This is a genomic window from Haemophilus parainfluenzae (assembly GCF_900450995.1).
Taxonomy (GTDB): domain Bacteria; phylum Pseudomonadota; class Gammaproteobacteria; order Enterobacterales; family Pasteurellaceae; genus Haemophilus_D; species Haemophilus_D parainfluenzae_O.
The window spans coordinates 897678-911388 of sequence record NZ_UGHY01000002.1; the positions used below are offsets into that span (position 1 = coordinate 897678).

Genomic DNA, 13711 nt, shown 5'->3' on the forward strand with positions numbered 1-13711 from the left:
ATTAAAATGGGCGAACCATCGGCTCGCCCAAAGTGCGGTTAGTTTTTCGTGCGTTTTATGCGATGCGAGATAAGTAATCCTGCTCAGCCATATCATCAAAAATTTCTTGCTGATCAGTCAATACCACACCACCTAAATCTTCCGCGATGGTTTTTGCTGCGCGAATCATCATACGTAAGTTAGCCAAATTATTACCTGGTGATGGCAACTGCATAAAGAGCACCACGCCCATGGTTGAAAACTCAGCCATATTGTAATAATCAAACGTACCTGGTTGTTCAATGTTTGCCACACTAAATAACACCGGGCTTGCCACACTTAAATCAAAGTGGCGGTGATACATTTGACGCTCGCCAAAAATGAATCCCAAGTTTTCTAACGATTGAGATAATTGTGGACCATAGAATTCACGATTTTGATTTGAAATCACATAAAGTTGAACAAAACCGGTGGTTTGTTTTGGTTTTTCAACTTCTACCGGTTCGTGATAGTTAAAATGCACGTTCTCATGAGCAGGTTCTTGAGTTGGATTTAATGACATCTCAGCTAATTGCTCACGCAGTTCAGGCGAAGAAGAATTCACACCGTCAAAATCATTGCTTTGAGCTTCTAATTCTTCGATTGTCATTTCTGCCACACGTAGTTTCGGTTGTACATTAGTTTCAGGATAAACCACAGGTTCAGGCTGTGGTGCAGGAGCAGGTTGCGCCGTATTCATCTCATAAACTGGCTGATTTGGTAAGGAGATTTTAATATCATCCACGCTTTTTTCTATTTGACGCGCATCAACTTGAGCATGTTGCTCATCAAAATTAAATTGTTGTTGGCTTGCCGCCTGAGGTGTCACTTTAGGTTGAACATGTTGTTGTACAGGCTGTGCCGCTTGAGCACGATGTGTTAAACAAATATCCGCATTAGGATCATTAGGATCAGCGGCTTGCGAAAAAGGATTGACCTCACCACTTTTAGAAGTGCGGTTAAATGTATTCGCACTTTTAAAATATTTTGATTTCTCACGACGATTTGACCATAATCCGTGTACTACTAAGGCAATTAAAGCAATCACCCCTAAAATGATCAAAATGGTATTTAAGTCCATGCTTGTTGCTCCTGTTGCTCCTTAACGCAATGATTTCTGCTGATCCTATCACATTTCGACAGGTGAAAAAATAGAAAAGCAAACAAGATATTAAAAGGGATGAGATGGAATTTTCCTCAAAAAATATTGTCTTTCTGTGACGTTTTGTATTTTTACTTTTCAATTTAAAGGAACAATGATGATCGATCAAAATGAAATAAAATCTGCTTTCAATCATTTCGTGATGGGGTGGCATTTCATTATGCAAAAAGGTCTCCGACGTTTTGTGATTATGCCAATTCTACTGAATATCGTCCTGCTTACAGGCTTATTCTGGCTATTTGTCTCACAAATCTCCACAATGATCGACTGGGTGGTGAGCTTTATTCCAGATTGGCTAAGCTTTTTAAGTGTGATTTTGCTTGTGCTGTCTATTGGCTCAATTCTCTTATTTTTCTATTTTGCCTTTACGACACTCTCTGGCTTTATTGCCGCACCATTTAATGGATTATTGGCAGAAAAAGTTGAAAAAATGCTGACCGGTGAAACTGTTAATGATGATGGTTTTGCTGAAATTATGAAAGATGTGCCACGTATGCTAAATCGTGAATGGCAAAAACTATGGTACAGCTTACCAAAATTTGTGGGCTTATTTTTATTGAGTTTTATCCCAGTTATTGGACAAACCATTATTCCAGTACTAACATTCCTATTTACCTGTTGGATGATGGCGATTCAGTATTGTGACTACCCGTTTGATAACCATAAAATTTCTTTTGGCATTATGAAAAATGCGTTAGGCGAAAGACGTTCTCAAAGCCTGACATTCGGGGCATTAATTACCCTTTGTACCGCATTACCGATTGTGAACTTAGTGATTATTCCTGTGGCGGTCTGTGGTGCAACGGTGATGTGGGTAGAAAATTATCGCTCACAATTAAAATTTGATATGAATTTTGACCGCACTTCAGGTTCAACACAAATTGTGACTCGTTCTACGAGTACGGAAATTAAGCCTTCGGGAAACAGCATCGTGAATAAATAGCATTTAGTTATAAAATATAGCTATTAACTATTTTTTTTATATAAAAACCGGTGTTATAACTACTGCATCAACTCATTCCAAAATATAAAAGGACAGTAAAATGACAATTTATGCAGATAACTCATACTCAATCGGTAATACTCCATTAGTTCGTTTAAAACATTTCGGACACAATGGTAACGTTGTTGTAAAAATTGAAGGCCGTAACCCAAGCTTCAGCGTGAAATGCCGTATTGGTGCCAATATGATTTGGCAAGCAGAAAAAGACGGCATTTTAACAGCGGGTAAAGAAATTGTAGATGCAACCAGCGGTAACACCGGTATTGCTTTGGCTTATGTAGCTGCTGCGCGCGGTTACAAAATCACCTTAACCATGCCTGAAACCATGAGTCTTGAACGTAAACGTTTATTACGTGGTTTAGGGGTAAATCTTGTGCTCACTGAAGGCTCAAAGGGGATGAAAGGTGCGATTGCCAAAGCTGAAGAAATCGTGGCATCTAACCCAAATCATTATGTGATGCTAAAACAATTTGAAAATCCGGCTAACCCAGACATTCACCGTCAAACTACCGGTGAAGAAATCTGGAAAGATACTGAAGGTAAAGTTGATGTCGTAGTTGCCGGCGTGGGTACTGGTGGTACAATTACCGGTATTTCTCGTGCGATCAAATTAGATCACGGTAAAAAAATTACCTCTGTGGCGGTTGAACCAACAGAATCACCTGTTATTAGCCAAACCCTTGCAGGCCAAGAAGTGAAACCGGGTCCACACAAAATTCAAGGTATCGGTGCGGGCTTCATTCCAAAAAACTTAGATTTATCATTAATTGATCGCGTGGAAACTGTAGATAGCGATACGGCAATTGCTACCGCTCGCCGCTTAATGGCTGAAGAAGGTATTCTTGCGGGTATTTCTTCAGGTGCTGCAGTGGCAGCGGCTGACCGCTTAGCAAAACTACCAGAATTCCAAAATAAATTAATCGTCGCGATCTTACCTTCTGCATCAGAACGTTATTTAAGTACGGCGTTATTCGAAGGGATTGAGGCTTAATCTATTGATTTCATTAATTCTATCTAAGGTCTGTTTTTACAGACCTTTTTTGTTTATTAATTAAACAATTTCTATTTAATATAACTAAAGGAAATAATTCATAAATAAATAATACTTTTCTTTTCTTTTTCGCTTCTTATAATTCATTTCACTTTCGTTATTTATCTAAAAAAGGAATACTTATGAAAAAATCATTTTTTAGCACCGCACTTTTGGCAGCAGGATTAGCCCTTTCTACTTTTGCTAACGCAGGTGAAATTGCTGATCGCGTGGAACAAACTAAAACCTTATTAGTCGGTACTGAGGGTACTTACGCACCATTCACTTTCCACGACAAAGATGGCAAGTTAACCGGTTTTGATGTGGAAATTATCGAAAAAGTTGCGCAAAAATTAGGTTGGAAAGTCGAATTTAAAGAAACCGCTTGGGATGGCATGTATGCAGGTTTGAACGCAAAACGTTTTGATGTTATTGCGAACCAAACCAATCCAAGCCCAGAACGTTTAAAAAAATATGATTACAGTGCACCTTATAACTACTCTGCTGGCGTAATCGTGACTAAAGCCGATAACGATAGCATTAAATCATTCCCAGATTTAAAAGGTAAAAAATCTGCACAATCTGCAACCAGTAACTGGAGCAAAGACGCACGTGATAATGGTGCAATTATCGTGACTGTTGATAGCTTGGCACAAAACCTTGAGGCGGTAAAACAAGGTCGTGTTGATGCAACAGTAAACGATAAGCTTGCAGTATTAGATTACTTCAAAAAACAACCTAACTCAGGCTTAAAAATTGCTGTAGAAAGTGATAAAAAAATCCCGACCGGTTTTGCTTTCTTGAAAGGTGAAGAACCGCTTATTGCAAAAGTGAACCAAGCACTTGAAGAACTACGCAAAGACGGAACGTTAAAACAAATTTCAATCAAATGGTTTGGCGATGACATTACTCAATAATTGGTTAGCAAGCCTTCCATTTATGACCACAGAACGAGCTGATTATGTAATCAGCTCGTTTTGGCCTATGATGGAAGGGGCAATTTTATATACGATCCCCCTTGCGGTCATTTCCTTCTTTTGCGGTTTATTCATTGCGGTTATCGTGGCTGTGATTTGCACATTGCCACATCCCAATTTAATGACCAAAATACTGCAGGGCATTTGCCGCACTTATATTTCAATTATTCGTGGCACGCCAATGTTGGTGCAGATCTTCATTATCTTCTACGGTTTACCTGAAGTTAGTATCAAGCTAGAACCTTTTCCAACCGCAATTATTGCGTTCTCCATTAACATTGGTGCTTATGCGGCAGAAACAGTGAGGGCCTCCATTCTTGCGATTCCTAAAGGTCAATGGGAAGCCTCTTATGCGATAGGCATGAATTACACACAAGCTTTCGTGCGTACCATTATGCCGCAAGCGTTACGCATTTCTGTCCCTTCACTATCAAACACATTCATTAGTACAGTGAAAGATACATCTCTAGCATCACTTGTTTGGATTGCAGAATTATTCCGTGTGGCACAAAACATCACGGCTGAAAATTATGAGTTTATTTTAATTTACAGCGAAGCAGCTCTCATTTATTGGGTGTTCTGTTTTGTGCTATCGATGGGACAAACCCGCTTAGAAAAACGCCTTTCTCGCCATTTATAAGGACTGGTTATGTTAAAAGTCACGAATATTCAGAAAAGTTTTAATGGCCACCATGTATTAAAAGGCATTGATTTTGAAATTAATAAAGGTGAAGTGGTTGCCATTCTGGGTCCATCAGGTTCAGGCAAAACGACTTTTTTACGCTGTTTAAATTTGCTCGAACGCCCAGAAAAAGGTGTATTAGCATTTACTGATGGAAGCTTAACTATTGATTTCAGCAAGAAGATCAGCAAATCCGATGAACTAAAATTGCGTCGTCGTTCTTCAATGGTATTCCAACAATACAATCTCTTTCCTCACCGCACAGCACTTGAAAATGTGATGGAAGGCATGGTAGTTGTGCAAAAACAAGCGAAAGAGATTGCGCGTGAAAAAGCCTTAGCATTATTGGAAAAAGTTGGTTTAAAAGCAAAAGCGGATTTATATCCCTCTCAACTTTCTGGTGGTCAACAGCAACGTGTCGGGATCGCCCGTGCTTTAGCCGTTAAACCCGATATTATCTTGTTAGATGAGCCTACTTCCGCTCTTGACCCTGAACTCGTCGGTGAAGTGTTACAAGCACTCAAAATGCTCGCACAAGAAGGTTGGACAATGATTATCGTCACCCATGAATTGAATTTTGCCAAAGATGTGGCAGATCGCGTGATTCTCATGGAAAATGGTCAGGTAGTTGAACAAAATACCGCGGCTGAATTCTTCAGTCATCCACAGCAAGAGCGCACCAAACAATTCTTATTGCAAGCTAAAATGCCAATGGAATTCGAAGATTATTGTATTTAATCAAACGTCTAAATATAAAAAGAGCGGTCAAAAAACATCATGAATTTTCGGTATTATGTAGCAGTTGCACAAAGTCCGAAAATTGACTAATTTACCGCGTAAATTTAAATGCCTTTCCGAATGAAAATTGTGAAAGGCATTTCTTTTACCTAAAATTCTAACTTCAACCTCGCAATTTTTCACATCAATTTTCCATTTTTTCAAATTCAAGGCGTAGCTAATCCTCTCAACCTTTATTCAGGTAAGTTATTTCTTTCTATATAATTCTATCTAAGTCTATTAGCGTCTATACGATTCTATGCTGCCATCAGAATTTCATCGTATGCAGTTTGTTCTTCAAGTCGCTTAAAGTAGTGTGATGAAATTTCGTTAGGTGCAAAGGCTTTCATACCGAGAAGCTCACCTTCACGATGATTTCCTTGCCAGTAACCGATCCACTCTTTGAGCGGCAATACCCATAAGCAACGTTTGAGGACATCTTCAAAGAGTTCCCCATTTGATTTACGGCGGTTATCTGAAAAGAATGCAGCTTGATTAGCATAATGTAAGGCATATTTATTATCGGTTTTATGATGTGTGCCACGCATTAAATCACGCATTCTGGCATTAAAGGATTCTGCTAGATTGTTGTTTACACCTTTCGCACTATAAGCCTCTTGATGATTCACCGACCAACGGGTGTAGTGAAAATCAAGACTTTTATAAGCAGGGTTTTCATCACACATAATATCACTGCCTGCTTTCACAAAGCGTTGATTCAATGCAAAAACAGTATCCGCATTTTCGGTGTAATCCATTGCAACAATGGTACGATTTGCTCCAGATATATTACTATCATTTGCAGCACGTTGTGTAATAGCGAATAGACAATGTTTAGTCGTTCTAAATTTAGGATATTTGCGACCTTTCTCATCGGCTTTTTGACGTTGTTTATGATTGTTTTTACGAAAATTAGTTGGACGCAAGGTAAAGTTGATCCACATTCCATCTTCATGAACTTCGCCTGACAATGGACTTAAATCGCGCGTTTTAAATAAAGCTTCGCGAACTTTCCCACAAAGTACAAATGCCGTTTTGTAGTTCAAATTAAGATGACGACTAACATCAATCGCACTAATGCCTTTTGAGCTATTTACCATCATTAAAATGACAGCAAGAATATCGACTAAATCAACTTTATGAAAGGCAAAGGCTGTATTTGTTGTAATATAAAAATGGCGTTTGCAATGTTTACAACACCAACGTTTACGAGAAGAAAGGAAATAGGCTTCGTGGCGAATACCACAATGCGGACAGCATACATCACGAACATTATTAGGGTTTCCCCAACGGTGAGTTTTTAAAAGGTGAAAAGCATCTTCTTCTGTAAGGCGTAAAATATCTTTTAAATTGATGTTTTTTGATTTACTTGAAAGTAAATAATGTTGAGCCATTGCGAATTTCCTTGTGTAGTACAAGGCATCCGAGATTTGCTAAACGCCAGACACAAAAAATCGCCCATCTGAAAACTCAGATCGGCTCAAAGCGTTTACGCCTCGAATACCGTTACCCACAAGGAACTTGTGGAAGGCTCATTTAAAATGAGTGAAATTGCGATTGTTAAAACAGGAAATTTACAAGATGAAATTTTCTGCCACCTAAACATTCGCTACACACCTGTTAATGTGTATTAATTGGTGATTGAATAAAGTTGCATTCTTTGGCTAATTCTATAATTTGTAGTAAGTTTTCCCTGCAAATCAGCGTAAATATAGTCCTTTGAAGATTTTTCGTCAAATAAAAAAAGCAATTCCTCACGAAGTTGCTTTCATCTATTATTTGTTATCGCTAGTGTCCGTAATTATTTATTCGATATTACAGGATTTTCGCCAAATTTATTCGATTCGGCACTACCTTGCACAACTCCGATGACGATTGAAATGATGATTGCAATCCCTTCACCAATAACAGGAATTAGCATAATTAACATATATAAAGTAAACCAACCCGATAAATTTATATCGTGTAATCTACGGACTGTTAGGGATATTGAAGGTGGTAAGGTAGCAACAAAAACTACTAAAAAAAGTATTACTCCAATACCTGTAAAAGCAAAAGCACCTAAAATAGCGAATATTAACGCATAAAATAAAGTAAATCCCCAATACTCTTTTCGTCTAGCACGCCCTTTAAAGTTTACATAGTTTTTAGTAAATGCTTCAATAAAGTATGTAAATAACGATTTTTCAATCATAATCAATCCTCTTAATGTGAATGTGTATTTTCAATATAATCTGTTGGATTATCAGCAGTTAAATCTTTTTTACTATTAACCTGCTTGAGAAATGCATTTTTTGCTAGATGCCCTAACTCATGCGAAACTGAACCATAATAGAGAACAAGTAAAAATGGTAGCAACAAAATCTCAATAGGAAACGCTATAAATAATAATAACGAATCAAGGATTATTAAAAGTAATACTGTGACTAGATAAAAAACATAAAATTTTAAGAAATTATGTAAATTAGCCATTAGAAATAAGATGTTTTTCGGTATATTTAATAATTCTAACCATTTTCCAGTTAATGCATATCTAATGATTCCACATTGAAGAATTGGATTTGAGATCATGCCCCATATAAAGTAGATAAATAACGTTGCAATATAATCCTCAATGTAATCAGTAAGATAGCCTGTTAATCCTCCTTGTATAAATTCTAGTATATCTAAGAACAATCCTAGAATACCTTTTAGTCCTAATAAATAACAAAAAGCTGTTGGAATCATCCAATATATAATCGTAACTCCTGTTATTTGTAACCCTTTCAGAACTATTTTCTTTATTTGTAATGATTGCAACGGCTTATCTAGCATAATATCTTCAACCATCTGAACCTGCCATCCTTTAATAAATATTATGCCGAATGGATACTTTATAAATGGAAAAAATAGTAATAAAGGAATAATCCAAAGCTTCTTATAGAAACTTCTATCAGAAAAGAGATATACGTATCCTTCTTGATATTCTTTAAGCAAATTTTTAAACATTCTCGTGTTATACCTAAAATTTAAAGAGTATTGAGGACTTTGCAAGGCTGATTCTTGGTAATTACAATGGGTTTATATAAACAACTTCCACAAACACTTCCATATTGAAGGATATATAGTTTTTTACCATTAATCATAAATTCGTAAGTTGATGATGTGTATCCTTGATTATTTGATAAAGGAGATGAGCATTTTTCACCTGCTTTACTCTCTTTAACAAAGATTTTATGGAGTTTTAATTCATTACTTAATAATTCAACTTGATCGTAGTCATAATTTACTTCATTTTCTTGAATTAAAGTATTATGGTTTAATGCCTTAAAGAACATAAGATCAGATGTATCCATCTTTATAGATGAACCTACTGCTTTACCTTGAGATAGATTAACCAAACTGTTATATAAAGATGAATCAGTGGTTTGCTCCGTTCTAAATGGATTGCCAACTCTTTTCTTCACAAATGTACCTTGTGAAATATCTTTAAGTCCCTCTGTAACTTCTGCACAAGAAGTTAATGATAAGGTTAGTATTACTACCTTAAATATTTTTCTCATAACATTTCCTTATGGATATTTCTTGATGCAAGAAGCCAAGCTTTTCTTGTAACTACGCCCTTGTTCAGTAATTACATCCGATACTAAGCATTGGTTGTTTTCACATTCCAGTTGATAGACTAAATCAATGGTTTTCTTCTTACTTTTTAGAGTGACATTTACCTGTTCCTTAATAATTTTTATGATAGGTTTTACTTCAACTTGATTTCTCACCATTCCATAGATCCAAAATTCGGAAAGGCATGTTCCGCCGTATTCATACTCATTTTCGTTATGAATATCTGTTGCTTTCATTTGCAAATCTGCAAACTCTTTTGTTGAGTAGCGTTCTAAATCATTGGTTTGATAGACCTTTGCAACGGTATCTACTTTAGCTTGCTCTAAATGTGACAACGCGAAAACGTTTGTAGATACGAATACTGTAGATAAAGATAGAAGTAGCTTATTCATAATAAAAAACCTATAATGATTAATATAAGAAATTTAGGGAAATTTTCAGTAAGAACCCGCATTAAACCTAGCTATAATACATAATCTGGTTGTTTCGCTGTAGCAACTGGTAATCTCTATCAACTACCCTAGTAGTGGGTATTCAAGAAATTTTACAGGTACAAAATGAGTGTCAATGAGAAGATTCGAAAGATCCGAGAAGCAAAGGATTGGTCGCAGGAACAGATGGCTGAAAAACTGGATATGTCATTAAATGGCTATGCTAAAATTGAGCGTGGTGAAAGTAAAATTTACCTAGACAAACTAGAACAAATTGCACAAGTATTTGACATTGATGTAATTGAGCTAATGCAATCAGATGGTAGAAATATCTGTTTTCAAATTGAATCGCCTCTAGGTTCAGTGTATCAAGGCGGTGGAGAAACTCAGTTACTGATTGAGATTGAACGATTGAAGTTGGCTTTGTCTCATGCAAATGATAAAGAAGGATTGTTGAATAAGCTACTTGAACAAAAAGATAGTGAAATTAGGGCATTAAAAGAGTTCGTTCGAATGTTAACATCTGAAGCTCAAGTCTAAAGCTATTATTTTTACTCAAATTCTTTATCTTTTGGATTTTCACATACATTTTTGATTATTCTTTGATAAAATACTAACATAAATTAACAAGCATACAGGATAGAAAAGCTATGAAACCTCTCTCATATCAGTTTTTTATATTTAACAACGAATTTTCACATCTTAGTGTTAATGATGATGATATTCTATCATTTTTGAGATGTTTTGAGAGTTTCTTACCACAAAGAAATCAAGGTATTGAGTTTGAAGTTAAAGATAATAAAATCACTCAAAAAGTTATAGATAGCATTGATCTTCAATCTATTGATAATAAATGGAAAATTGAGTTTAAGCCTAAGCAAATTCTTATATCATATAATCATAGTTATCCAGATGATACTTATTCTTTAGATAAGTTTAATTGTGAAGCATTAAAACTAATAGATAAAATATCTGAAAGAATCTCTTTCGATAATACCATTAGGTTAGGGTTTATAAGAAATATAGCAGAAGAAAATTGTCAAGATTTTATTGAGGAGAAATCAAGTTTCATTAATAATGAGATAGATTCAAATGAACTTATAGAAAAAAGTATCCGTTTTACTTTTAGAAAAAACTCGTCAAATTTAGAGGAACTCCTAAATCATGTTAAAGCCATCAATTACTCCTCTGATGCTAAAATAGAAAGCATCGAAAGTGGATTGGCTTCAGAATTTTCAGGGATTCATGTTCTTGATGATATAAATACTTTAACTTCAAATTTAGTACCTAGGTTTGGACGCGAGAAAATTAGATTATTTTTAAATGAAGTAGAAAATATGTTGAGATAGAAATTATGTATAATTTTGCAACAATGATGGAAACTCCTATAAGAAAATTTGTCTCTAATGAAAAGAAAACAATTTATTTGAAGGAATTTATTTCCAGTGATATAAATACAGATATTCATATATCAACATCATCTAATATTCCTATTGAGATTTTGAATAACAGAAACTTTGAAAAAGAGCTGGTATCAGAATTTCAGGATAAATTTATAAATTTTATGATGTTTGATGAAATCAATGAGGATTATAGTGTTTCTATCGAATTAGAATTATTAAACTACTTTAACAAAAATTCATATGTAACGGGACAATGGTTTTCTAATTTGTTTAGAGACTTTATAAGCGAGCCTAGAGTTTTAATTAATCTATTAAAGATTATAGCTAAATTAGGACATAAAAAAATACCTAACGCACATGTTTGTGTTATGTCATTATTAGCAAATAAAGATGTTGAGATAAAAGATTTTGCAATTAGAGTGTTTGAATCTTGGGCTGATCCTGAATCTTTAAAGATTTTAGATAATACAGTAGTTACTCCTGAATGGTTAGAGTCTTATAGAAAATTGGTAGTTAAAGACCTTAAAACTTGTTTCACAAACTAATTATGTCATTCCTTATTAGAAAAATAACTAAATCAAAGTGGAAAAACTCAAATGATCCACAAGGTGAGAAAGAATTAGAGATCAATAAACTTTCATCTGATGCTATAACATCATGTTTAAGAACATCGAAGAACGCACTTTCTTTCTGGGAAATATCTGATATTAAAAATGAATCAGATTTAGATAATAATAGCGATCTCAAAAATATAATAATAGCATTATTAACCAGCTCAAAAGCTGAGGATGTTAATGTTTTAGATATAGTATATTTTGAAAAGAATGAAGAACAGTTAAATAAATACGGTATCTCATTTGAAAAAACAGAAGGAGATACCGTAGATGATAATCTAAGATCTCTTCATATAGATTTGTGTGATTTAAATCATGAAAATTTAACTTTTATTGCTGGTACTATGTGTACTTGCTTAAATAAGAATCAACATAAGAGATTTACAAAAAATTACCTAAAAAGTGTTTTAAAAGAACATCTGGAAGCAAATAAGCATTTGCTTCCAAAATTAACCCCTGAATTACAAGAAAAACTAGGGATATAATCTATATAAGATAGGGCATCTAACTTATTCAACATTATAGTTAGATGCTGTTCTATTTTTTTATTTCCTTGAGTAAAATAGATAGAGCATTTTTTAATTCATTAGATATCATACGATAATATCCTATTAATTCCTTTTCTTGAACAGATATACTATTTTCTAGGCTTATCGTATCAAACATTACGCCATCTCCTGTTAATAACCAAGTAATATTAATCCCTAATCCTTTATGAATTTTCACTAAGGCATCTACATTCGGATCGCGTCCCTCATTTAAGTAATTCATTGCTGAACGATACGAGATTCCTGTTACTTTTGAAAATTCTGTTACGGTCATATTTTTAGCATCTAAGACCTGCTTTAAACGTTCTGATATGCACATTATTTCACATTCCTATTGAAAAAAGTGAATGATTGTGATATTTTGTACACAATCAATATGAATAATATTTCATATTTTAGTTCTATCAAGGTGTGATCTCAATACTATGACACAACATTTTCTTCTTTCTAGCAAAGCTCGCACGCTTTCTTCTTACGAGATTGCACAACTCTCGGAAGAAGAAGCGTATGATTTGCTTTGTGAATTAAGATGGGGTGGAAAAGAGTTCATCACTTGTCCTAAATGTGGGGTACAACACAAGCCTTATTATATTTCTACACGTAAACAATGGCGCTGCAAACACTGTAATCACACTTTCAGTGTTACTTCTGGCACCATTTTTGCTAATCGCAAGAAACCAATTAAGGTTTATCTCTATGCTTTAATGGAGTGGGTAAATGCCGTCAAAGGCTTATCATCCCTTCAATTAGCACGTAATGCAAAACTTAATCCTCGCACGGCATTTGTTTTATCACATAAATTTCGTAAGGCATTACTGGAAAGTCGTGATATGAAACCCCTTTCAGGTGTAGTGGATATGGACGGTACTTATGTTCATCCTGCACCACGTAAAGCAAATAAGACATCTGACCGCATTGACTATCGCTTAAAGGAAAATCAGAATCCTGATAAACGTTGTGTAATGGTTGCACGTGAGCATTATTCGCCAGAAGAAAAAGCCAGTAATGCACTGCATTGTGGGGCAAAACGCTCTCACGTTTTTGTGGCGCATACGGAATCGCAATCGGTAGTGAAAAGTTTTGCCGATAAGTTCATTAAACCGAATACGCAAATCAATACCGATGAAAGCACTGCTTATGATGTCTTGTTGCCTTACTATAACTTGAGAACAGTAAACCATAAGGAAGAATATTGCAGCGATTTAGGTGTAACAAACAATCAGGCTGAAAGTTTATTTAGTCGTTTCAAACGGATGTATTACGGACAAGTTCACCGTATCAGCAACGAATACTTACTTAACTATGCTAATGAAATTGCCTACCGTGAGGACAATCGCCGAACATCAAATAAAGCGCAGTTTATTGATGTATTAAGCCGATGTTTGAAAACCACCAACGATAACAATGAATGGTGTGGTTATTGGCAACGAAAAATTATCCATCAAGAAGTGATTTGGCAGTAGATA

17 protein-coding genes are annotated in these 13711 nt (G+C 35.2%); 10 read left to right on the plus strand and 7 right to left on the minus strand.

The features are described from left to right. Positions 1–55: 55 nt before the first annotated feature. Complete coding sequence (gene zipA / locus DX522_RS04535) at positions 56–1099, minus strand: cell division protein ZipA (protein ID WP_115179979.1); 1044 nt, start codon at positions 1097–1099, stop codon at positions 56–58. 178 nt (positions 1100–1277) lie between these two features. Between zipA and cysZ the strand changes: the two genes are divergently transcribed. The 5 genes from cysZ to DX522_RS04560 all read left to right on the plus strand — a co-directional run bounded on the left by cysZ (position 1278) and on the right by DX522_RS04560 (position 5610). Beyond that, positions 1278–2123: a sulfate transporter CysZ gene (gene cysZ / locus DX522_RS04540; RefSeq protein WP_115179980.1), complete on the plus strand. Its 846-nt coding sequence runs from the start codon at positions 1278–1280 to the stop codon at positions 2121–2123. Positions 2124–2223: 100 nt separating this feature from the next. Next, the gene (gene cysK, locus DX522_RS04545; protein WP_075876136.1) at positions 2224–3174 is read left to right on the plus strand and encodes a cysteine synthase A; all 951 of its coding nucleotides are present in this window, start codon (positions 2224–2226) and stop codon (positions 3172–3174) included. A gap of 182 nt (positions 3175–3356) precedes the next feature. Further along, positions 3357–4130, plus strand: coding sequence for an amino acid ABC transporter substrate-binding protein (locus DX522_RS04550; RefSeq protein ID WP_049362446.1), 774 nt, complete (start codon positions 3357–3359; stop codon positions 4128–4130). Then, positions 4114–4830, plus strand: a complete 717-nt coding sequence (locus DX522_RS04555) for an amino acid ABC transporter permease (RefSeq protein ID WP_115179981.1) — start codon at positions 4114–4116, stop codon at positions 4828–4830. Before DX522_RS04550 ends, DX522_RS04555 begins: the two co-directional genes overlap by 17 nt. A 9-nt stretch (positions 4831–4839) precedes the next feature. Then, positions 4840–5610, plus strand: a complete 771-nt coding sequence (locus DX522_RS04560) for an amino acid ABC transporter ATP-binding protein (RefSeq protein ID WP_115179982.1) — start codon at positions 4840–4842, stop codon at positions 5608–5610. A gap of 296 nt (positions 5611–5906) precedes the next feature. On the opposite strand, the gene DX522_RS04565 is transcribed toward DX522_RS04560, so the two are convergent. The 5 genes from DX522_RS04565 to DX522_RS04585 form a co-directional block, all read right to left on the minus strand. Then, entirely contained in the window at positions 5907–7043 is a 1137-nt protein-coding gene (locus DX522_RS04565; protein WP_115179983.1) for an IS1595 family transposase, read from the minus strand. 407 nt (positions 7044–7450) lie between these two features. After that, positions 7451–7843 carry a DUF805 domain-containing protein gene (locus DX522_RS04570; RefSeq protein WP_049363993.1) on the minus strand — a complete coding sequence of 131 codons (393 nt, stop codon included), beginning with the start codon at positions 7841–7843 and terminating at the stop codon, positions 7451–7453. Between the two features lie 11 nt (positions 7844–7854). Then, on the minus strand, positions 7855–8637 hold the full coding sequence (locus DX522_RS04575; protein ID WP_049363994.1) for a DUF4013 domain-containing protein: 783 nt from the start codon (positions 8635–8637) through the stop codon (positions 7855–7857). Between the two features lie 20 nt (positions 8638–8657). Continuing rightward, positions 8658–9191 carry a hypothetical protein gene (locus DX522_RS04580; RefSeq protein ID WP_115179984.1) on the minus strand — a complete coding sequence of 178 codons (534 nt, stop codon included), beginning with the start codon at positions 9189–9191 and terminating at the stop codon, positions 8658–8660. 9 nt (positions 9192–9200) lie between these two features. After that, complete coding sequence (locus tag DX522_RS04585) at positions 9201–9641, minus strand: hypothetical protein (protein WP_049363996.1); 441 nt, start codon at positions 9639–9641, stop codon at positions 9201–9203. A 165-nt stretch (positions 9642–9806) separates the two neighbouring features. On the opposite strand from DX522_RS04585, the gene DX522_RS04590 reads away from it, so the two are divergent. The 4 genes from DX522_RS04590 to DX522_RS04605 all read left to right on the plus strand — a co-directional run bounded on the left by DX522_RS04590 (position 9807) and on the right by DX522_RS04605 (position 12182). Next, complete coding sequence (locus DX522_RS04590) at positions 9807–10220, plus strand: helix-turn-helix domain-containing protein (RefSeq protein WP_115179985.1); 414 nt, start codon at positions 9807–9809, stop codon at positions 10218–10220. A 110-nt stretch (positions 10221–10330) separates the two neighbouring features. Then, positions 10331–11029: a hypothetical protein gene (locus tag DX522_RS04595; protein ID WP_049363998.1), complete on the plus strand. Its 699-nt coding sequence runs from the start codon at positions 10331–10333 to the stop codon at positions 11027–11029. Between the two features lie 5 nt (positions 11030–11034). Then, positions 11035–11628, plus strand: coding sequence for a hypothetical protein (locus DX522_RS04600; protein WP_049363999.1), 594 nt, complete (start codon positions 11035–11037; stop codon positions 11626–11628). Positions 11629–11630: 2 nt separating this feature from the next. Beyond that, positions 11631–12182, plus strand: a complete 552-nt coding sequence (locus DX522_RS04605; protein WP_115179986.1) for a hypothetical protein — start codon at positions 11631–11633, stop codon at positions 12180–12182. A gap of 52 nt (positions 12183–12234) precedes the next feature. Here DX522_RS04605 and DX522_RS04610 read toward each other — a convergent pair whose 3' ends face one another. After that, positions 12235–12564 carry a helix-turn-helix domain-containing protein gene (locus DX522_RS04610; protein WP_049364001.1) on the minus strand — a complete coding sequence of 110 codons (330 nt, stop codon included), beginning with the start codon at positions 12562–12564 and terminating at the stop codon, positions 12235–12237. Between the two features lie 106 nt (positions 12565–12670). On the opposite strand from DX522_RS04610, the gene DX522_RS04615 reads away from it, so the two are divergent. Beyond that, the gene (locus tag DX522_RS04615) at positions 12671–13708 is read left to right on the plus strand and encodes an IS1595 family transposase (protein ID WP_115179987.1); all 1038 of its coding nucleotides are present in this window, start codon (positions 12671–12673) and stop codon (positions 13706–13708) included. The last annotated feature ends 3 nt before the right edge of the window (positions 13709–13711 follow it).